The organism is Acinetobacter calcoaceticus DSM 30006 = CIP 81.8 (genome assembly GCF_000368965.1).
Classification (GTDB): domain Bacteria; phylum Pseudomonadota; class Gammaproteobacteria; order Pseudomonadales; family Moraxellaceae; genus Acinetobacter; species Acinetobacter calcoaceticus.
The window spans coordinates 1,838,786-1,858,689 of sequence record NZ_KB849780.1 but is presented as its reverse complement, the minus strand read 5'-3'; the positions used below and the strand labels follow the sequence as shown (position 1 = coordinate 1,858,689).

Annotated in this window: 19 protein-coding genes; 7 read left to right on the top strand and 12 right to left on the bottom strand. The window is 39.4% G+C overall.

The features are described 5' to 3' along the window. Window positions 1-20: 20 nt before the first annotated feature. The 4 genes from F936_RS13705 to F936_RS13690 all read right to left on the bottom strand — a co-directional run bounded on the left by F936_RS13705 (window position 21) and on the right by F936_RS13690 (window position 5,075). Entirely contained in the window at window positions 21-1,691 is a 1,671-nt protein-coding gene (locus F936_RS13705; RefSeq protein ID WP_005048179.1) for a GMC family oxidoreductase, read from the bottom strand. Between the two features lie 29 nt (window positions 1,692-1,720). Then, window positions 1,721-2,614, bottom strand: a complete 894-nt coding sequence (locus F936_RS13700; protein ID WP_005048177.1) for an alpha/beta hydrolase — start codon at window positions 2,612-2,614, stop codon at window positions 1,721-1,723. A 75-nt stretch (window positions 2,615-2,689) separates the two neighbouring features. Beyond that, window positions 2,690-3,544: an SDR family NAD(P)-dependent oxidoreductase gene (locus tag F936_RS13695; protein WP_005048175.1), complete on the bottom strand. Its 855-nt coding sequence runs from the start codon at window positions 3,542-3,544 to the stop codon at window positions 2,690-2,692. Window positions 3,545-3,587: 43 nt separating this feature from the next. Next, on the bottom strand, window positions 3,588-5,075 hold the full coding sequence (locus tag F936_RS13690) for a flavin-containing monooxygenase (RefSeq protein ID WP_005048174.1): 1,488 nt from the start codon (window positions 5,073-5,075) through the stop codon (window positions 3,588-3,590). Window positions 5,076-5,211: 136 nt separating this feature from the next. On the opposite strand from F936_RS13690, the gene F936_RS13685 reads away from it, so the two are divergent. After that, window positions 5,212-6,234 (top strand): AraC family transcriptional regulator, encoded by a 1,023-nt coding sequence (locus F936_RS13685; protein ID WP_005048171.1) that lies wholly within the window; start codon window positions 5,212-5,214, stop codon window positions 6,232-6,234. A gap of 2 nt (window positions 6,235-6,236) precedes the next feature. On the opposite strand, the gene F936_RS13680 is transcribed toward F936_RS13685, so the two are convergent. The 4 genes from F936_RS13680 to F936_RS13665 form a co-directional block, all read right to left on the bottom strand. Further along, window positions 6,237-7,112 carry a class I SAM-dependent methyltransferase gene (locus F936_RS13680; RefSeq protein ID WP_005048169.1) on the bottom strand — a complete coding sequence of 292 codons (876 nt, stop codon included), beginning with the start codon at window positions 7,110-7,112 and terminating at the stop codon, window positions 6,237-6,239. Window positions 7,113-7,225: 113 nt separating this feature from the next. Next, the gene (locus F936_RS13675; RefSeq protein WP_005048166.1) at window positions 7,226-8,749 is read right to left on the bottom strand and encodes a flavin-containing monooxygenase; all 1,524 of its coding nucleotides are present in this window, start codon (window positions 8,747-8,749) and stop codon (window positions 7,226-7,228) included. A 22-nt stretch (window positions 8,750-8,771) separates the two neighbouring features. Then, a complete protein-coding gene (locus F936_RS13670) occupies window positions 8,772-9,605 on the bottom strand; it encodes an SDR family NAD(P)-dependent oxidoreductase (protein ID WP_005048165.1) in 834 nt (277 codons plus the stop codon). Between the two features lie 65 nt (window positions 9,606-9,670). Next, window positions 9,671-10,630 carry a metal-dependent hydrolase gene (locus F936_RS13665; protein WP_005048163.1) on the bottom strand — a complete coding sequence of 320 codons (960 nt, stop codon included), beginning with the start codon at window positions 10,628-10,630 and terminating at the stop codon, window positions 9,671-9,673. 524 nt (window positions 10,631-11,154) lie between these two features. On the opposite strand from F936_RS13665, the gene F936_RS13660 reads away from it, so the two are divergent. Continuing rightward, window positions 11,155-11,775, top strand: a complete 621-nt coding sequence (locus F936_RS13660) for a TetR/AcrR family transcriptional regulator (protein WP_003652710.1) — start codon at window positions 11,155-11,157, stop codon at window positions 11,773-11,775. 77 nt (window positions 11,776-11,852) lie between these two features. Here F936_RS13660 and F936_RS13655 read toward each other — a convergent pair whose 3' ends face one another. Further along, entirely contained in the window at window positions 11,853-12,575 is a 723-nt protein-coding gene (locus tag F936_RS13655; RefSeq protein WP_005048161.1) for a pirin family protein, read from the bottom strand. A gap of 572 nt (window positions 12,576-13,147) precedes the next feature. Here F936_RS13655 and F936_RS13650 point away from each other — a divergent pair. From F936_RS13650 to F936_RS13640, 3 genes are all read left to right on the top strand, one after another. Further along, on the top strand, window positions 13,148-13,375 hold the full coding sequence (locus F936_RS13650; RefSeq protein ID WP_004641992.1) for a hypothetical protein: 228 nt from the start codon (window positions 13,148-13,150) through the stop codon (window positions 13,373-13,375). Window positions 13,376-13,696: 321 nt separating this feature from the next. Beyond that, window positions 13,697-15,016, top strand: coding sequence for an NCS2 family permease (locus F936_RS13645; protein WP_003652707.1), 1,320 nt, complete (start codon window positions 13,697-13,699; stop codon window positions 15,014-15,016). A 116-nt stretch (window positions 15,017-15,132) separates the two neighbouring features. Then, the gene (locus F936_RS13640; RefSeq protein WP_005048158.1) at window positions 15,133-16,131 is read left to right on the top strand and encodes an adenosine deaminase; all 999 of its coding nucleotides are present in this window, start codon (window positions 15,133-15,135) and stop codon (window positions 16,129-16,131) included. Between the two features lie 44 nt (window positions 16,132-16,175). On the opposite strand, the gene F936_RS13635 is transcribed toward F936_RS13640, so the two are convergent. After that, window positions 16,176-16,733 carry a cytochrome b gene (locus tag F936_RS13635; RefSeq protein WP_005041962.1) on the bottom strand — a complete coding sequence of 186 codons (558 nt, stop codon included), beginning with the start codon at window positions 16,731-16,733 and terminating at the stop codon, window positions 16,176-16,178. A 238-nt stretch (window positions 16,734-16,971) separates the two neighbouring features. On the opposite strand from F936_RS13635, the gene F936_RS13630 reads away from it, so the two are divergent. Beyond that, window positions 16,972-17,361 carry a hypothetical protein gene (locus F936_RS13630; RefSeq protein ID WP_005048156.1) on the top strand — a complete coding sequence of 130 codons (390 nt, stop codon included), beginning with the start codon at window positions 16,972-16,974 and terminating at the stop codon, window positions 17,359-17,361. A gap of 70 nt (window positions 17,362-17,431) precedes the next feature. Continuing rightward, the gene (gene rnhB, locus F936_RS13625; RefSeq protein WP_005048153.1) at window positions 17,432-17,998 is read left to right on the top strand and encodes a ribonuclease HII; all 567 of its coding nucleotides are present in this window, start codon (window positions 17,432-17,434) and stop codon (window positions 17,996-17,998) included. Between the two features lie 67 nt (window positions 17,999-18,065). On the opposite strand, the gene csrA is transcribed toward rnhB, so the two are convergent. After that, window positions 18,066-18,320 (bottom strand): carbon storage regulator CsrA, encoded by a 255-nt coding sequence (gene csrA / locus F936_RS13620; RefSeq protein ID WP_003652701.1) that lies wholly within the window; start codon window positions 18,318-18,320, stop codon window positions 18,066-18,068. Between the two features lie 245 nt (window positions 18,321-18,565). Further along, the gene (locus F936_RS13615) at window positions 18,566-19,846 is read right to left on the bottom strand and encodes an aspartate kinase (protein WP_003652700.1); all 1,281 of its coding nucleotides are present in this window, start codon (window positions 19,844-19,846) and stop codon (window positions 18,566-18,568) included. Window positions 19,847-19,904 lie beyond the last annotated feature (58 nt).

Here is a 19,904-nt window from a genome sequence, read left to right as displayed (position 1 = left end):
TTATAAAACAAATTTCTATTTTAAGCAGAAGCTTTGATGATCTCTACGGTTTCTGCATCTGCTCTATGATCTTGTTGCTCATCTAAAGTATGTTTAGCCGGAATATAAGACATGGCACGTTCTGCTAAAGCTGTGATGGTGAGACTTGGGTTAACACCTAAATTGGCACCTAACATTGAACCATCTACAACATATAAGTTTTTATAGTTAAATACACGGTTTTGCCCATCTACCACGCCACGCTCTGGACTTGAAGAAATTGCGCAACCACCCATACAGTGTGCGGTAAAAGGCACATTGAATAAAATTTCGGTAATGGTCGTCATAGGGTGGCCATTAAACATTTTGGCGACTTTTTCGGTAAATGTATTGGCCTGTGGAATATAAACCGGTAGCTTTTTACCTTCACTAGATAAAACCTTGCCAAAAGGCCAAAACCAGTTACGCTTCAAGCGCATGTTAATTGAGGCATCGGCAGTTTGCATCACCAAAAAAATCAAGGTTTGACGCGCAAAACCAACCGGATTACTCATGCGTAGAAAAATAAATGGATGGCAGATTAACGCCCATAACCAAAAGAAGATACGTGTCCAACCCGGTTTACCTTTTGCCATGTAAGTACACATGAGACCCATTGCATCGGAACCGTTTTGGTAGCGAGTTGCTTCAATATGAGTGTCATGGTCGATGTAAATACTTGAACCAATGGCAACACCTTTGCTCATGTCGACATCTTTACCAAAGAAGCGAACCCCTAAAATAGATTCGGCATTGGTACGAACCCGATTACCCAAGTCATCGGAAATATTTGGCAGAGAACCAGACTGCTTTAAGCGGAACAACATCTCTTGAGTACCCAAAGAAGATGCCGAGAAAATTACGTTGCGTACTCGCCATGTACGACGCTGTTTATTAAACCATGAGGTTGAACATTCAGTGGTTACTTCATAGCCATCACTGCCATCTGCTTTGCCATTGAGTGGTTTAACATCAACAACTTTGGTTTCTTCATAAACCTTGGCACCATTTTTTTCGGCAAAGTACAAATAGTTTTTATCCAAAGTGTTTTTTGCGTTGTGTTTACAACCTGTCATACAGCCGCCACATGCGGTACAGGTCGCACGGTCTGGACCTTCACCGTTAAAATATGGGTCAGGGTAGGTTTTGCCACCTTGTTCACCTTCGGGTGGGAAGAACGTTGCAACGCGAGTCGGTTTAAATGTGTGACCCACGCCGATAGCTTCACCCATTTGTTTGAGCATATGGTCAGCTGGACCAAAAATTTTATTATCCGTCACCCCAAGCATACGTTCTGCTTCAGCATAGTGCTGTGGCATTTCATTTTTCCAGTCCGCAGCATCTGCCCATGTGCCTTCATCCCAAATATGTTCAGGTGGAACGAGTAGGGTATTGGCATAGGTAATTGAGCCTCCACCTACGGCATTCCCGCAAATAATGGTGACATGGCGAAAAAAGCGCATATTGAAATAGCCGAAAAGCTTCATGCCCGGACGCCAAATCCAGCGGCGGGAATTCCAGTTATTTTTCGCAAAATCTTCGGCTTTCCAGCGACGCCCCATTTCCATTACAGCAACTGAGTAACCTTTTTCGGTTAGACGGCAAGCAGAAACACTACCACCAAAGCCTGAACCAATAATGAGATAATCATAGTCATAATTGTTTGTTGTCATGCCGAGGGCTCCTCTCTGGCGATTATTTTTTATATTGACTGTGTATATTTATCAATGAATTGCCCAATGCGCTCAATCGAGTCATTAGATTCTTTTAGTATACCCGCGTGGAACTGAAAAACATGTCCGACTTGGTCATAAATCCTAAAGTTCGTCGGAATGCCGTATTTTCCAGCTTGTTCAGCAAGACGTTTTGCATCATCTAATAGAACTTCTTCTGTACCGACATGAATCAAAATAGGTGGTAATCCAGTTAAGACAGCATAGAGTGGGGAACAGGCTGGATCGGTTACTGACTTTTGCGCGCAATAGTTTTTTGCACACCACGCTAACCAGTCTTCAGACAGCATTGCATCTTGAGCTGCGTGGGTTTTCATACTGTTTCCAGAGAGGCTTAAATCAACCCATGGTGAAAGTAAAACCAATGCTGCTGGTAGCGGCAATCCTGCATCCCGAATAGCAATTGCGGTGCTTAAACTGAGTCCGCCACCCGCAGAATCTCCGACAAACACGAGTTTTTTCGGGTCTTGTCCTTGGGCAAGTAGAGCTTTATAAACTGCAATGACATCTTCAATAGCAGCGGGGCTTGAGTGCTCAGGAGCAAGGCGATATTCAGGTAACCAGACTTGAGCTTGAGCTGCATGTCCGATTTGAGCGGCAAGCTTGGTATGACTTTTTGAACTACCAACCACATAGCCACCGCCATGTAAATACAAGATACCCAGCCCTGACTTAGTCGTTTTGGGCTGAATATGAACTGTCGGCACTTGAGCAATTATTTGCTTTTTTGTTTTATAAGCACGTGGCCCAAGCACAATAGCACTGGCTGCATCGCTACAAAAACGTTGTAGTTTTAGTGGTGTTTTTGGGGATAAAGCTGGACGTAGCGTGGTACGGATGGTCCATGCAAGAAGCTGCTTCATAATAAGAACTCATACTAGAGCTTGTTATTTATCGGCCAGCATCTCTTAAAATTAAGAGTATGCTGACCACTATTTTTATTTTGCTGATTTGTTGAGTAGGCGAGTTTGCAACGCGGTTGCTGTTGCAAAAATCTTTTGATAACCCTGTGGAAGAATACGTTGAATTACATCAACGACTTTTGCATCGGCTCCAATCAGTAAACGGCGACGGTTTTTACGAACAGCCTCTAAAATTTGTTGCGCAGCTTCGTCAGCAGGGGTGCGCAGTAATTTATCGAAAGCATCTTGGCTTTTTAGAGGGTCCATTCCTAAAGACTGTACGCTATTATTCATACGGGCAGCTTTGGCAATATTGGTACGAATACCACCCGGATGAACACAGGTCGCGCTAACCCCAGCATTTTGCATATCCAGTTCTTGGCGTAGGGACTCGGTAAAACCACGAACGGCAAATTTACTCGCGTTATAAGCACTTTGGGTCGGTTGAGCTGTTAAGCCAAACATACTGGAAATATTAATAATATGTCCATCACCACTTTGCTTTAAAAATGGCAAGAATTCTTTGGTGCCATAAACCACACCCCAAAAATTAATACCAATGAGCCATTCAAGATCTTCATAGCTCACACCTTCAGCCGTGCTACCTATTGCGACACCAGCATTATTAAAAATCAGGTTAACTTGGCCATGCTCATTTACAACAGCTTTTGCCCAATCTGCAATTTCAGTACGCTTAGCCACATCAACTTTTTGAGTGGTCACTTTAACTGGGTAGGCTGATAACTGCTCGACAGTTTTGGCTAAGCCCGCTTCACTGATATCGGAAAGTGCCAGATGGCAGCCTTGTTTTGCCAGTTCAATTGCAATTGCTTGTCCAATACCTGAACCCGCACCTGTAACAGCCGCGACTTTGTTCTTAAATGTTTTCATAAAATTCTCCGTTTATTTTTCTGATTTCCTATCGTGAAGCTGATTAAGAAAGAGTTGAGACTTGAGTGTAGTTTTCAATATCAAAGCGGCGAGTGCGTTGACGATACTCCAGGGTAAAACCTGGCCAGTTATTGGTATTCTTACCATCAGCAGTTTGATACCAACTGGTACAACCTTGTGCCCATACGGTTTTCTTCATTTTTTCTTGAATATTTTGGTTGAACTCGTGTTGAACTTCCGCACGAACATTGGTGAATAACAACTTATTTTTTATCAGTGTTTGAATGGCATCTAAAATATAATTCACCTGACTTTCAATCATATAGACAATTGAATTGTGTCCAAGATTGGTATTTGGACCATAAAGCATAAAGAAGTTTGGAAAGCCGCTAACAGTTAAACCGAGATAAGCTTCTGCACCATCTTTCCATGTGTCTTTTAAGGTACGACCATCAAGACCTGTAATCTGCATTGGTGCCATAAATTCCGTTGCGGCAAAGCCCGTACCATAAATAATGGTATCAACTTCGCGCAGATTTCCGTCCGTATCTAAAATGCCATTTTCAGTGATTTCTTGAATACCTGTATCAATCACATCTACGTGAGGTTGGGTCAGAGTTTCATACCAATGATTGGAAATCAAAATACGCTTACAGCCAATTGGGTAGTCCGGCATTAAACGGTGACGTAATTTGGAGTCTTTAACTACCTTACGAATATGGCGTTGGAATAGATATTCCACCAAAGGCATTCCATTCAGCGAAGTGGTGAAAGCCAGCAGACGAATTTCGTGATGTCCATATTGCAAGGCACGATCTAGACTTTGCAAAATCGGTAATTTGCGGAATGCTTTTTTCTCTAAAGGTTGATAAACCCGGTCTGGTTTGGGAATGACGTAAGGTGCCGAACGTTGATAAACATCAAGATGAGCAACCTCTTTAGTAATTTCGGGAACAAACTGAATGGCACTTGCACCTGTACCAATTACAGCAACACGTTTTCCATTTAAATCGTAGTCATGATCCCAACGTGCGGAGTGAAATGCCTTACCTTTAAAGTTTTCAATGCCTCTGAGTTTCGGATAGGCTGGGCGATTGAGCTGGCCCACAGCACCGACTAAAAATTCAGCTTCAAAATGCTCACCGGTTGTACTTTGAATGTGCCATACACCTTGTAGGACATCAAATTCGGCACTGGCAATTTCGGTATTAAATTGAATATGTCGGCGAATATCATATTTATCGGCGCAATGGCGTAAATATTGATAAATCTCTTGAGATGTGCCGTAACGGTTTTTCCAACCCAGCTCTTGCTCAAAAGAAAAAGAATAAAGATGTGAAGGTACATCGCAAGCAGCACCTGGATAAGTATTGTCGCGCCAGACACCACCGACATCAGAGGCTTTTTCATATAGTGTAAATTGTTCAAAACCGGCTTGTTTGAGACGAATCGCAAGCCCCAAACCACCAAAACCAGTGCCTATAATGGCGATACGTACATTTTTATTTGAATTAGCTGACGAATTAAACATAGGCTGCTCTAAAATCCTTAAAAACAGTGGGCGAAAGAATCGCAATTTCCTGTATGCAGAATAGTCGTTTATTTGCTTGATTTAGAGGATGGATGAGGACAAAATATTGTGATTCGAGGACATTCTGAGCAATACAGTGAAGTATGCATGGGCTTTTGAACGCAGTGTACATAGTGTTCGATTAATGGCTGATTTTGCGGTGGAATCAGGCATTTCTTATCAGACCATTTTAGAAGAGACTGGAATCAGTCAACAGCAATTGCTTGATCCTAATATGGTGGTGACAGGTCAGCAAGAATTGCAGGTTATTCATAACTTGGTTGAGCAGCTTGGAGACAGGCCGACATTAGGCTTAGATGTAGGTACACGCTATCACTTTACAACATTTGGGCCTTTAGGCATGGCCCTCATGAGCAGTGCCAGCATTCGTGAAGCACTTGATTTAGCTTTAACCTATTTTTCACTTACTTTTGCTTTTACCCGATTTCTAGTTTCAGATACAGATGAAGGTATTCGGATTGAGATTGAAGATGAGAGCGTACCACCTTCAGTTCGCCAGTTTATTCTTGAACGGGACGCCGCGGCGCTCATTACGGTGCAACGGGACTTGGTACAAGATAATTTTTGTCAATATATGGCTTTCACTTTCCAGCCTAAAGCTGAGGTACAACCCTATATCGATTTGTTTGGAATTCTGCCGGAGTTTGGGGCGGCCAAGAACTTTGTTTTACTCGATCCACACAAAGTAGACCAAAAACTGCAAATGGCCAATGACCTGATTTTACATACGGCTGAAGAACAATGTAGGCAAATTTTAGATAGGCGCCAAACACAAAAGAAATTTATTAATTTAGTGCAGCAGCAGTTAATGAGGGTACGAGGGGAAATGCCATCTATGGACATGGTTGCCGATCGTTTGCACTTAAACGCACGTACCTTACGCCGTCATCTCGCTCAAGAAGGTATGACCTTTATTCAAATACGTGAAGAAGTCAGACAGGTTTTAGCAGAACAATATCTGACTTTACCGAAAGCCTCTATTGAGCAAATTGCCGAATGGTTGGGATATGCCGAACCTGCCAGTTTTATTCATGCTTATAAAAGATGGCATGGTAAGACACCGCATGCAGTGCGGTTAAGTGGTAAATCATCAACCTGAGTTTATTTATTCAAGCGCAAATGCAATAAGCGTGTCGCCGAGGTATGGCGAATTTCATCGATACGCCCATTAAAATAACGTTCAGTAATGGCTTCACCTGACAAATCCTCAACGACTTCAAACCCCATCTGTTCAACTGCGCGATGTAAATCAGTAGGTTTGAATTGACCTAATAATGGTTCTTTGAGCAAATGGGTAAACTGTGCAACGCCCATACTCCCAAGTCGTTCGATACCAGTTAATTCCTGAAAATCAGTTGAATAGTCGAGTACCACCTCACTAGCGTTTGCTGCAAATTCAGCAATGCTTTTTAAAGTCTGCAAGGTTGTTTGCGGGTTTAAATAGTGAGTAGTTCCAAGCCATGAGAAAAATGCAGGAGTGGATCGCTCATAGAGACTTCTGGCTAAGGCTTCCGAAATAGACTCTTTTTCAAAATTAATTGCGACAAACTCAACGCTAGCAGGAATATTTCCTAGTTTTTTTAGCTTGGCTTGTTTTGCAGCTTGAGTATCGGGATGATCAACTTCAAAAATTTTTAAAGTTGGGTAATGGTGAGACTCACGTAGTGCAAAAGAGTCTAGGCCGGCACCTACTAATACATATTGTTGAGTGTTTTGTTGAACTGCCTGATCAAGTAAATCTTCGGCATAACGAGAGCGTCCGACGACTTGCCCAGTGAGTAAACCTAAAGTGCGGTTTAAAACCGCAGAATTCATTAATTTAACAAGAAGTGGGCTTGATAGAAGTTTTTTCCAGCTTCTACTGGTCAGCTCAAAAGCATAAGGGTCTGAAAATACAGGGCTGACCGTATTTTTAAAGTGATTTGCACGTAATGCAGCGGCGGCTTCGGCGGTACGACTTGATTGACCTTCTTTCATCTTTATCCTGTTTTTTTATTTCTTGAAGATATTCAACGAAGAAGGCAGTGTATTTCATGAAAATCTAAAATACACTGCCTATTTCTTACAACGGATTTGATCAAAATTACAAATTAATGAGTTTTTGTCGTTTGATATGTCACTTCATAATCTTTCAAATCGACGTTTTTCAAACGTTGTTTCAACTTTTTCAATGACCATGGCCATGCAGCAAAGTTACGACCGTTGGCATCAAGGTAGTAACTCTTACAACCACCGCTATTAAATACAGTTGTTTTTAAGTGTTTTTGCACCAAATCATTATGCTTTTTAATAACTTCGGGCTTAACGTTGAACTTGCTAATACCCTTGTTCTTAATTTTCAATAAGCCATCTACAATATAGTCTAGCTGAGCCTCAGCTAAGCCAATAAAAGAGTCATAAACCAAGACATTCGGTCCTAAAATTAAAAATGCATTCGGCACATTTTCAATGTTGGTACCTAAATAAGCCTCAGGTGAACTATCTTTCCATAAATCTTGTAAACATTGACCTTTTTCATTATGAACACGTTTACCAATTGGCGGATGAGATACCTCAAAACCAGTGCCCCAAATAATTACGTCAACTTCATGGCGTTCACCGTTGGCAGCAACAACAGTATTGCCTTCAACTTTAACCAAGCCATGAGGAATAAGGTTGGTATTTGGTGCTTGTAGCGCAGGGTAGTAATTATTAGCAAACAAAATACGTTTACAGCCAATATCAAAGTTTGGCGTTACATTTTTACGTAGCACAGGGTCATTAATTTGCAATTTAAGTAATTGCTTGCCCAGTACGTTTGCTGGTTTAAGCGCAAGCGGGTTACGTAAACCAAAGTTAATTGCATTCAGAGTTAACGCTACACTTTTACGCCAGCTTGCTTGAATAGATGGATACTTAGCAATCACTGATTTACTAAATTCGCCCAAGTCTGTGTCTGGTTTTGGTAGTACCCAAGGTGCTGTACGTTGGAACACAAAAAGCTCTTTCGCTTTTGGTTGAATTTGGGGCACAAACTGGATTGCTGATGCGCCAGTACCAATCACAGCAATGCGTTTACCTGTCAAATCATAATCATGGTTCCATTTAGCTGAATGGAACATTTCGCCTTTAAACGTATCTAAACCTTCAAGACGTGGAATTTGTGCTTCGGTAATTGGACCTGTAGCGAAAATAACAGTTTTAGATAAATACTGACCAGTAGTGGTATCAAGTACCCACACATGGCGTGACTCATCCCATGCCGCATTCAGCAATTCGTTGTTAAATTCGATTTTTGATGTGACATTAAACTCATTACTCACATCTTCCAGATAACTTAAAATTTCTGGTTGGCGAGCAAATAAATGGCTCCATTTTGCACTTGGTGCAAATGAGTAAGAATAAAGCGCAGATGGCACATCACAACCACAGCCTGGATAGGTGTTTTCACGCCATGTACCACCCACACGGCCAGCTTTTTCAATAATTTTATAATTGGTATAGCCGACCTGATCTAGGCGAATGGCAGTAGCTATACCTGAAATGCCGGCACCTACAATAAAGGTGTCGAAAATGTGGTTGGGTGAATTGACAGCTTTTTTTGCTGATGCATTTGTTTTCATTTGAGCAGTCATATGCGTACTACCTATAAATTTCTTATTTAAATAATTTGTAAGACGTGCCAAGGAACTTGTTATACAAGCTTGGTGATGCACGTTTCATGAGCCAGAATAACTTCGCATCGATTTGAGGAATGGTGTACAGCTCATTCTGATCAAGGCGGTTAAGTGTTAATTTGGCTACACTATCACTCGTGGTGAGGGCATAGTTCATCAGTGCATGGTCTGCAAGCTTTGAATATCGTCCTGGAATCCGACCATTTTTGATGATATTGGTTGGAACCAAAGTAGGGCAGAGCACATTAACTTTAATATTGAACTTATGCAGCTCGGCAGAAAGCGTTTCTGAAAGCGCGCGTACACCTGCTTTAGTCACGTTATAGGCGGTCATTTCTGGTGCAGCCGTATACGATGCAGCGGAAGCAACATTAATAATCGCGCCGTAACCCAACTTTTTAAATTTTGGTACGAATGCATGACAACCGTGAATAACACCCCAAAGGTTGATATTCATGACCCAATTCCAGTCTTCGAGCGTCATTTCATCGAATTTTCCGCCCAAACCTACACCTGCATTATTAATAACAAGGGTTACAGGGTGCCCAAGTAAGATTTCAGCAGTTTCCGCTAGATCTGTAACCTGTTCAGAGTTACTGACATCGCAACGCACAGCGAAAGCTTTCGTGCCTTGTTGTTCAAGAATTTTTACGGTTTCTTCAGCAGCTTCGAGATTAATATCTGCACAAACCACACTGCCACCACGTTTTGCCAGTTCAATTGCAAAACTTCGACCAATTCCACTGCCTGCACCTGTCACCACGGCATAAGCTTTTTGGCTTGGTTTAACTTTCTTTTTGCCAAATAAAATCATGATTCATCCATAAATAACTTGAAGAGAAACTAGCTATCTACGAGATAGCTAGTCATAAAGGACGATTAAGACACGCGTACAGGTGGGGTAAATTCTTTAACAAAGTAAGGAGCAATTGCACCGCCTTCGTTCAGCAATTTCTTTTTGTAGTACTCAAGATATTCAGTCGTATCATGGTCATTTGGATGAAAGTCTGGACGTAAATAGTCAAGAATCTGACCAATCGTACTTCCGAAAACACCATCTTTCGGGCCAAAGATTAAACCAACGCCACGACGGGCATCTTTCCAGAATTTTAAGGTGAACATCTCTTGCGGTTTTCTTAAAACTGGTACAAATAAGGTCGTCGCAGGAATAAGCCCTAAAATGGTAATGAGAGCAAGGACGAAACCAGATGCTCTTAATGGATAGCTGCCATTTAAGATTTGGTAGACATCATAGGCAATATCTTTATGCTCAGATTCTTCAAGCATATGCCACATCCACAATGCACGGCTCTTCGCATCATCTGAATAATAAAAGTTTTTTTCATGCTTCATCATGTATTCAGCAAGTACTGCGGTAAAATGCTCAATACCCGCCATCATCGATAATTTGAGTGGCTGCGGAAACTTTAAAAACACATATTTAAAGAAGTTCGAGCCAAGGAAACGATAGAGGGCAACAGGATATTCAGCATCTTGAAGTGCATCGTTATATTCATTGTGCAATTTTGAGTGAATTGCTTCTTGGCCAATGAGCGAAGTCACTCGCTGTTTTAAGATAGGGTCTTTAATAAAGTCACGGTGATGACGAGCAGTTTCGATCACCAGATCTTCACCATAGGTTAAAAAAACTGAAAGTGTGGCAAAAAACAAGGTGGCAAATTGATTGTCCATATAGAATCTGACATCAATTTCCTTACCATCAAAACCAATATTTAAATGACGGATTGGAATAGTGCTTTTACTGGCAAAATCCGGCAACTCAATTTCACGTTGAAATTTAAGTTTGTTAAATGATTTTTTTACTGTGGTCGAGATCATAGCGACACCTTGAGACAAATCAGTAGTAGTGCATTTTGATGAAAATCAATAAACTTAATGTTCAACAAGGCACTGTAAATTCCATTTTCAAAGCAGAGTGTTCTCTGGATTGACTACGGTGTTGTTGCTCCGTTATTTGTTTGATTATTTGGCTGAATAACGGAAAGAAGAGTTGAGACACACAGAATTTCTCAGTGACTCTTCTTTAATTTTTTCATATTAATCTGACTTTATGTTCGGATTCAATTCGGGTAAATTCTTAAATATATAAAAGTAATCTATCAATTTCTTGCATAAGAAAAACCTTAATGAAAATTTGTACATATTATTGAAAAATAATAAATAATTTATTCTTATTAATGTCGTTAGAGTAAATATAAGAGTGTTTAGATATCCTTAATTGCATCTATTTTTATGGCTTTTTTTGATCAAGTTTGACAACTATTCGGATTTTGTTTTTTTATTTCTACCGAGTCTGATTACATGCTAATCTGACTTTATGTTCGGATTATTGATTAGATCGTATGACCACGCGTAAACCTCGTCAAACTCGAGCCAAAGTTACTGTCGATACTATTATTGAAGCGGGTTTTATTGCAGTGGCGCTTCATGGACCAAGTGGCACCACAACACGCCATATTGCAGAAATTGCAGGGGTGAGTGTCGGATCTTTATATGAATATTTTAAAAATAAAGAAGAAATTTACGATGCGATGAATCACTATTTTGTTCGAGAAATTTTGGACATGATTACGGAACTTACGCCAACTATTTTACAGTTGGAGTTAGAACCTGTCATTGAAATGATTTTTTATACTTTTAGTGATTTATTAAAGAAAAATAATGACCGTTATTTAACTGTTTTACGTTATGCAGGCGAGTTACAGTACGATAAATATATTCCAAAAATTGAGCAGGCTTTAGTGGAAGTCATCATGAAATATATGATGCATAATCCTAAATATTTAAAAATTAACAACGTAGCTGTGATTACGTACATCTGCATTAATAGTGGGATTTTTAATGTGGCGCGGCATCTTATTTTGCCAAACCCTTATATCAGTTTTGATGAAATGGTGCAGGGGTTAACCACTATGATCATGAGTTATATCAATGCAGAGATGTCGCGCTCAGAAGAGCATTGATCACAGTTAGACTCTTTCAATTTGTATAAACGCTAAAAAAGCCCTCACATAAAGTTTTATGTGAGGGCTTAGCTTCATTATGGCATGGTTGGAACTTCTTCCGGACGCATATCAAAAATCAGAATTTCAGCATGATCACCATTGGTAAACGATAAGTTTCCACCATCACGGATACGTGCTGCATCACCTGTGTTAAAGGTTTTACCATTTACATCAACGCGACCTTTGGCAACATGTAGGTACACATATCGACCGTCAGGAATCGTAAATTCGGCAGTTTCTTCACCATCAAAAAGACCTGAGTAAATATTAATGTCTTGTTTGATGGATAAAGTTTTTTCACCGCCTTTTGGTGAAATAATCAAATGCAATTTACCGCGTTTGTCTTCTTCATCAATATGAATTTGTTGATAACCTGGATCTGTATTTACTTCATTTGGAACGACCCAAATTTGTAAAAAATGTACGCCTTCTTGAGCGGAATGGTTAAATTCACTATGAGCCACTCCACGACCTGCACTCATTAACTGAATGTCACCAGGCACAATCACAGAACCTGTACCCATCGAGTCTTTATGCTCTAATGCACCTTCAAGTACATAGGAAATAATTTCCATATTATTGTGAGGGTGAGTACCAAAGCCTTTAGACGGAGCAACATTATCATCATTAATTACAAGTAGATCTGAAAAACCGACTTGTTTCGGGTCCCAATAATTAGCAAATGAAAAGCTATGTTTTGATTGTAACCAGCCGTGATGTGCTGCGCCACGTTCATGAGATAAACGCATATCAAACATGATCTACTCTCCTAATTTAATTTTTTCTCTGAGTGCAGTTTATCGTAGCGATTATTGTAATAAATCTCTAAAAATGGAAAGCTTGGTACGATTTATAGAACGATGAAATAGAAAGCTATTTCTTAAATAAGAAAAAGGACTCTTTTTAGTTAAAATTGGAATTTTACTTTTAAAGCTAAAGATGAAAAAGGAAATGGCTAGCTAACCAAACAATTTTAAATATAACAGTTGCAAGAAAAATCAATCTTTTTATCTTATTCAGTACATAGAAAATTTAGAGATTTTTCATGCGATATACACATTTGTCTACGGTGTGTATTTAAATGAGCTTAATAATGGAAATGACTAAAAAGCTAATATTAAAAATAATTAAACACAAACTGTTTTAAAATAAAGTTACTTTTCAATAGAAATGTTCTGTATTTATCGATCATTGTAGTGATAAATTTAAAATCACCTTTTTTATCAATTATTTGGATGGATATGTGTTATTGTAAATAAATGTGAAAATATTCACAAAGCTATAATTTTTTGTTAAGATCATTAACATTAAAAACATAGAGATAATAATAATGATCAATAAAGTATTAATCGTGTTGTGTGTAAGTATTGTCTTTGTATTAGGGTATTGGGCTTATTTAGATACCCAAAATAAAAGACATCAGGAATTGATGCGAATCATTCAAGAAGCAGAACAAAATTTACAAAGTATCGAACGCAATCCTAATCATGCTCATCACAGCAATTTGGCTTCTTATAATTTGCAAGGATATATAAGCGAGAAAAAAATTATTTTCTAATAATATTGCGCTTTAAATTTCTGATTTTTTGCATCGTCATTGGTCATATCTTTTCATAAATTTTGATCATGTTTCGGTTGAATCTGTTAAACTTATTGAACGTATAGTAAAAAAGCTGCATAGGGGTTATGCAGCTTTTTTGTGTTTCAAGAGGGGCTGTGGTTATTTCCTATGGATGAACTAGAAACCAAATGAGTGGCATATTTGTTGCTTCTTAAATTTGAGATTCTTGTTGATAGACCTGAACAGAAAAACAATATTGTTCAGCGACCTACATAGAAGTAAATATTCCACAGTTCAGATTTTGCATAGAGGCTACTTATGGCGGCGCCCAATTCTTCGGCAGGCTGGTTAGAGCGTTTATTTAAGTTAAGCGACAATAAAACCACTTTCCGGACTGAAGTTCTTGCTGGTGTAACTACATTTCTAACGATGTGTTACATCATTATTGTCAATCCACTCATTTTATCTGAAACCGGCATGGATCATGGCGCCGTATTTGTTGCGACCTGTTTGGCAGCAGCAATCGGCTGTTTAGTGATGGGGATCATTGCTAATTATCCAATCGCACTGGCCCCTGGTATGGGTCTAAATGCTTATTTTACCTATTCAGTTTGTATGGGTATGGGCGTGCCATGGCAAACAGCTTTAGCAGCTGTTTTTGTTTCAGGTCTTGTCTTCCTTGCAATTAGCTTCTTTAAAATTCGTGAAGCGATTGTAAATGCTATTCCAATGTCGCTGAAGTTTGCGATTGGTGGTGGTATTGGCTTATTCCTCGCACTTATTGCTTTAAAAAATGCTGGCATCATTGTTGATAATCAAGCGACATTAGTTGGCTTGGGTGATATCAAACAACCTACAGTATTATTAGCGTTATTTGGATTTTTAATGATTGTGGTTTTACACCAATTAAAAATCCGTGGCGCAATCATTATTAGTATTTTGGTTGTTACAGCCATTGCTACTGCCTTAGGTCTAAACGAATTTAAGGGTGTAGTTGGTCAAATTCCTTCAATTGCACCAACCTTTATGCAAATGGACTTTAAAGGTCTATTTACTGCAAGTATGGTTGGCGTAATCTTTGTATTCTTTATTGTCGACTTGTTTGATAGTACGGGTACTTTGGTTGGTGTTTCACACCGTGCTGGTCTTTTGCAAGATGGTAAGTTACCTCGTTTGAAAAAAGCATTATTTGCTGACTCTACTGCAATTGTTGCTGGTGCCGCATTAGGTACATCTTCAACTACGCCATATATTGAGTCAGCTTCAGGCGTAGCAGCAGGTGGACGTACTGGTTTAACTGCTGTTGTGGTTGCAGTCTTATTTATTTGCTGTTTATTTTTAGCGCCTCTTGCTCAATCTGTACCAGGTTTTGCAACAGCGCCAGCTTTATTGTTCATTGGTGTGTTGATGATTCAAGGGATCACTCACATTGACTGGGATGATATTACAGAAGCTGTTCCTGCATTTTTAACCATTGTATTTATGCCATTTACCTATTCAATTGCTGATGGTATTGCAATGGGCTTTATCAGCTATGCATTAGTTAAATTATTCACAGGTAAGGCAAAAACTGTACCGTACATGGTATGGATTATTGCTGCACTTTGGGTATTTAAATTTATCGCGTTTGGCGGTTAATATGATTTTTTATAATTTTCTTCTTGAGCTGTCTTAGTCATAGTTTTTAATAAGAAGAAAATTATAGAAGGGTGTGATTTTTACCACACCCTTTTTTCTTTAGACGTGGAGTTAATATGAATCAAGTCGAGCTGATTCGCGCCTTACCAAAAGCCGAATTGCATGTACATATTGAAGGGACATTTGAACCTGAATTAATGTTTGCAATTGCCCAGCGCAATCAGATTCAGATTCCTTACAAATCTGTTGAAGAAGTAAAGCAAGCTTATAACTTTCATAATCTTCAATCATTTTTAGATATTTACTATGCTGGTGCGAATGTTCTTGTACATGAACAAGACTTTTATGATTTAGCATGGGCTTATTTTGAGAAATGTGCAGAAGATCGTGTGGTTCATACAGAAATGTTCTTCGACCCGCAAACCCACACTGACCGTGGCGTTGCTTTCTCAACAGTGATTAACGGTTTAAAACGTGCTTGTGCTGACGCTAAAGCTAAGTTTGGTATCAGCTCTCAGCTTATTATGTGTTTCTTACGCCATTTAAGCGAAGAGGCAGCTTTTGAGACCTTAGAGCAGGCTTTGCCATTTAAGCAAGACATTATTGCTGTAGGGCTTGATTCAAGTGAAGTGGGGCACCCACCAGCTAAATTTGAACGTGTTTTTGCTAAGGCACGTGAAGAGGGCTTCTTAATCGTTGCTCACGCTGGTGAAGAAGGCCCACCCGAATATGTATGGGAAGCTTTAGACTTGCTCAAAGTGAACCGTATTGACCATGGTGTGCGCTCTGAAGAAGACGAACAATTGATGGCGCGTTTAATTAATGAAAAAATGCCTTTGACGGTTTGTCCTTTAAGTAATTTAAAGCTCTGTGTCGTAAATGATATGAAAGATCATAATATCCGTCGTTTGCTGCAAAAAGACGTACATGTGACGGTTAACTCAGATGATCCATCATATTTCGGTGGATATATGAATGATAACTTCTTTGCAATTCAGCAAGCTTTAGACCTAACAAATGATGAGTTGAAAAAACTCGCAATCAACTCTTTTGAAGCCTCTTTCATTTCAGATGAAGAGAAACAAAAGTGGATTGCAGAAATCAAAAAAATCTAAATAAAAAAAACCGCCTATCTCAGGCGGTTTTTTTATACATACAATTACTTTGGTTGTTTGGTCATACTATTTAAAATATTGTCTTTATCAACAAAGTGATGTTTTAAAGCTGCAAGTACATGTCCAACAATAAGAAAGCCTGCAAACCAAGAAATATAAATATGTAATGGTTTAACGACAGCTAAAAGCTCTGGGTTATCTTGTACTAAACGCGGAATTTCAAATAAATATAAAACAGGGGCAGGGTGACCAGCACTCCAGCTAAATAAACAACCAGTGACAGGTAACGCCACCAAAATCACATAAAGGAATAGATGGCCAATATGTGCCAGTGTTTTCATGGTCGGAGACATCGTATCTGGTAATTTTGGAGCTGGGTGTGTATAGCGCCATAAAATCCGGATAATCACCAAAAAGATAATGGTTGTCGCAATATTCTTGTGCAACGTAATGACATCGCCTTTAAAGGGGCCATCAACGTCATAACTTAAAAAATTTCCACTATAGAAGCCAATAGCCCACGCTGCGATGAAAATGATTGCCATCACCCAATGCAGGACTTGTGCGGTACGGGTGTAATACTGAGATGAAACAGCAGGCATAAAAGACCCTATTTTTTTGTCGTTTTGATTTCTAATTTTATGGGAAAGCGCTGATTTTGAGAAATGTTTTAAATGTAACAGAGCGTGCTAAAAACAGAACGTTTAAGAAAAAATGCAATTGATGAGCTGAGTTTTGCAGGGGAAAATAGATTGCATAAATGCATCAAATTATTTGTTTCTTATAAAGTTGAGTTTAGGCACAATACGCGCTGCCAAGGTTCAATCAAAGGAAAAAATGATGAAAAAATTGATGCTCGCTCTAGCGCCAGTTGTTTTAGCTTTAACAGCGTGTGCAACGACTACAGGTACGGGTACAGGCGCTACTTCTGCGCAAACCACAACTCAACAGTTGGGTGTCGCTGCATTAAAAGTTGCTGTAAATGCAAAATGTATTACAGAGATTAATAATGTTTCGGCTTGGAAAACAGCAACAAAATATATGACTGCTGAGCAACGTGACAGCATTCAGACCAATGTTTGTGGTTGTGTGAGCGAAAAGGCACCAAATAGTGTGACCGCAGTAGAATTAGCTTCGGCTGCATTTGATGTAAATGCACGTGCTACAATTGTAAACCAAGTGGTTTCAAAAACTGTAAATGAGTGTGTGGCAGAAGCTTTACAAAAGTAATTAATGATTTTTGTATTAAAGAAGGCTGATTACTATTGATCAGCCTCTTTTGTTTAAAGGTAGAGAGTTGATGTTTATTGCTGGTGTAGATGAGGCGGGACGAGGACCTTTGGTGGGTTCTGTTGTGGCAGCGGCTGTTATTTTAGATCCGAATAATCCAATTGTGGGATTAAATGATTCTAAAAAATTAACTGAAAAGAAACGTGAAAAGTTATTTATAGAAATACAAGAAAAAGCCCTAGCTTGGTCAATTGCAGAAGCAACGCACGGTGAAATTGATGAATTAAATATTTTACAAGCGACTTTTTTGGCTATGCAGCGTGCAGTAGATGGTTTGAAAACTCAGCCACAAAAAGTGATTGTAGATGGTAATCAAATTCCAAAAGGAATCATTATTCCTTGTGAAGCGATTGTTGGGGGAGATGCGAGTCATGCTGAGATCAGTGCAGCGAGTATTCTGGCAAAAGTTACGCGTGATCGACAAATGCAAGAATTAGATCAACAATATCCATTATTTGGTTTTTCCAAACATAAAGGATATCCAACTAAAGCGCATTTTGAAGCGATTGCAGCGCATGGTGTAATTGATCAGCACCGCCGTAGTTACGCACCTGTTAAACGTGCTCTAGGCCTATAAATACAACTTCCTAAAAAATTTAAAGCGACTATAAAGTCGCTTTAATTAGGGAGAGAATAACTTCATGTTAACGATTGAAGTTTTTCTGTGCAAAATTATCATCTTCAAAAGAAACTTGATAATCTTGATCAAGATGTTGAAGGTGTTCATGCATTGCACGTTCATGTTGAATACGTTGATAAATTTCTTCGCGATGAACAGAAACCTCTTTTGGTGCATTCACACCAATACGAACCTGATTTCCTTTGACGCCAAGCACAGTAACACTGACTTGATCCCCAATCATTAATGTTTCCCCGACACGGCGGGTCAGAATCAGCATGTTTATCTCCTTGCTAAACGCTTAAAACTGCAATATTGGTACCCAAATAAAAGCTCAACCTCAGTTTTCAGTCAGATTCTAACAGAAATATGAGAACAAAGTCATATTTTGATAATCACTGCCAAAAAACTTTCCGTTTAATATAACAGAGCCGCTATAAAAAAAACTATAGCGGCTCTGTGTTTTCTTTAATTATTGTCGGACAAGTAAACATTTTTTAATGAATAATTGACCGTTTGGTAAAATTAAGCGCGGGCGCTGCTTTCACCATGTTCACGATCTAAACCAAAAGCGGTGTGTAGACAACGAACAGCAAGTTCCAAGTATTTCTCATCAATAATGACAGAAACTTTAATTTCAGATGTTGAAATCATAAGGATATTAATGCCTTCATCAGCAAGGGCAGTGAACATCTTGCTCGCTACGCCTGCATGTGAACGCATACCTACACCCACGATAGACACTTTAACGATGTCATCACGTGTTGAAACTTCACGTGCACCAATATTTTTGGCAGTTTCGTTTAAGATTTTTTCAGCTTTAGCTAAATCAACACGGTTTACAGTGAAAGTGAAATCTGTTGTGCCATCTTCTTCAACATTTTGCACTATCATATCGACTTCGATATTGGCATCACTTACTGGTGATAAAATTTTAGAAGCAATACCTGGTTCATCAGGTACACCTAAAATCGTTAATTTTGCTTCGTCACGGTTAAAAGCAATACCTGCAATAATTGGCTGTTCCATATTATCTTCCGCCTCAGTCGTAATGAGTGTACCTACATTTTCTTTAAATTCATCGTCAAACACGCCGTCGTTATCATTATCAAAACTTGATAATACACGCAAAGGAACTTGATATTTTCCGGCAAATTCTACTGAGCGAATTTGTAAAACTTTTGAACCTAATGAAGCCATTTCTAGCATTTCTTCAAAAGAAATACGGTCGATTTTTTTGGCTTTAGGAGCAACACGAGGGTCAGTGGTGTAAACGCCATCTACATCAGTGTAAATTTGGCATTCATCTGCTTTTAGAGCAGCAGCAAGAGCAACACCAGAAGTATCTGAACCGCCACGGCCTAACGTTGTGATATTTCCATTAGCATCAAAGCCTTGGAAGCCTGCAACAACAATAACACGGCCTGCATCAAGGTCATTGGTCATGACATCTGTATCAATAGACTCAATACGCGCCTTGGTAAATGCACTGTCAGTTTTAATACCGACTTGACGTCCGGTATAGGATTTAGCTTCCACACCAATCGAATTAAGTGCCATAGCTAACATGGAAATCGTCACCTGTTCACCGGTTGAAACCATTTGGTCTAACTCGCGTGGGTCAGGTGTTTCGGTAATGGCTTTAGCGAGAGCAAGTAAGCGGTTTGTTTCACCACTCATTGCAGATACGACCACAACAACCTTGTGACCGTGATCATGCCAACGCTTAACACGACGAGCAACATTTAAAATGCGCTCGGGGGTACCCATAGAAGTACCGCCATATTTTTGAACGATTAATGCCATAGTTTTTCCATATAAGCCATGACCCTGAGAGGCTTTTCAGGGTCAGTTACACAAAAAG

Excerpts from the sequence above, each read along its gene's own strand:
- F936_RS13705 (WP_005048179.1), bottom strand. The coding sequence starts at position 1,691 with ATGACAACAAACAATTATGACTATGATTATCTCATTATTGGTTCAGGC.
- F936_RS13700 (WP_005048177.1), bottom strand. The coding sequence starts at position 2,614 with ATGAAGCAGCTTCTTGCATGGACCATCCGTACCACGCTACGTCCAGCT.
- F936_RS13695 (WP_005048175.1), bottom strand. The coding sequence starts at position 3,544 with ATGAAAACATTTAAGAACAAAGTCGCGGCTGTTACAGGTGCGGGTTCA.
- F936_RS13690 (WP_005048174.1), bottom strand. The coding sequence starts at position 5,075 with ATGTTTAATTCGTCAGCTAATTCAAATAAAAATGTACGTATCGCCATT.
- F936_RS13680 (WP_005048169.1), bottom strand. The coding sequence starts at position 7,112 with ATGAAAGAAGGTCAATCAAGTCGTACCGCCGAAGCCGCCGCTGCATTA.
- F936_RS13675 (WP_005048166.1), bottom strand. The coding sequence starts at position 8,749 with ATGACTGCTCAAATGAAAACAAATGCATCAGCAAAAAAAGCTGTCAAT.
- F936_RS13670 (WP_005048165.1), bottom strand. The coding sequence starts at position 9,605 with ATGATTTTATTTGGCAAAAAGAAAGTTAAACCAAGCCAAAAAGCTTAT.
- F936_RS13665 (WP_005048163.1), bottom strand. The coding sequence starts at position 10,630 with ATGATCTCGACCACAGTAAAAAAATCATTTAACAAACTTAAATTTCAA.
- F936_RS13660 (WP_003652710.1), top strand. The coding sequence starts at position 11,155 with ATGACCACGCGTAAACCTCGTCAAACTCGAGCCAAAGTTACTGTCGAT.
- F936_RS13655 (WP_005048161.1), bottom strand. The coding sequence starts at position 12,575 with ATGTTTGATATGCGTTTATCTCATGAACGTGGCGCAGCACATCACGGC.
- F936_RS13650 (WP_004641992.1), top strand. The coding sequence starts at position 13,148 with ATGATCAATAAAGTATTAATCGTGTTGTGTGTAAGTATTGTCTTTGTA.
- F936_RS13645 (WP_003652707.1), top strand. The coding sequence starts at position 13,697 with ATGGCGGCGCCCAATTCTTCGGCAGGCTGGTTAGAGCGTTTATTTAAG.
- F936_RS13640 (WP_005048158.1), top strand. The coding sequence starts at position 15,133 with ATGAATCAAGTCGAGCTGATTCGCGCCTTACCAAAAGCCGAATTGCAT.
- F936_RS13635 (WP_005041962.1), bottom strand. The coding sequence starts at position 16,733 with ATGCCTGCTGTTTCATCTCAGTATTACACCCGTACCGCACAAGTCCTG.
- F936_RS13630 (WP_005048156.1), top strand. The coding sequence starts at position 16,972 with ATGAAAAAATTGATGCTCGCTCTAGCGCCAGTTGTTTTAGCTTTAACA.
- rnhB (WP_005048153.1), top strand. The coding sequence starts at position 17,432 with ATGTTTATTGCTGGTGTAGATGAGGCGGGACGAGGACCTTTGGTGGGT.
- csrA (WP_003652701.1), bottom strand. The coding sequence starts at position 18,320 with ATGCTGATTCTGACCCGCCGTGTCGGGGAAACATTAATGATTGGGGAT.
- F936_RS13615 (WP_003652700.1), bottom strand. The coding sequence starts at position 19,846 with ATGGCATTAATCGTTCAAAAATATGGCGGTACTTCTATGGGTACCCCC.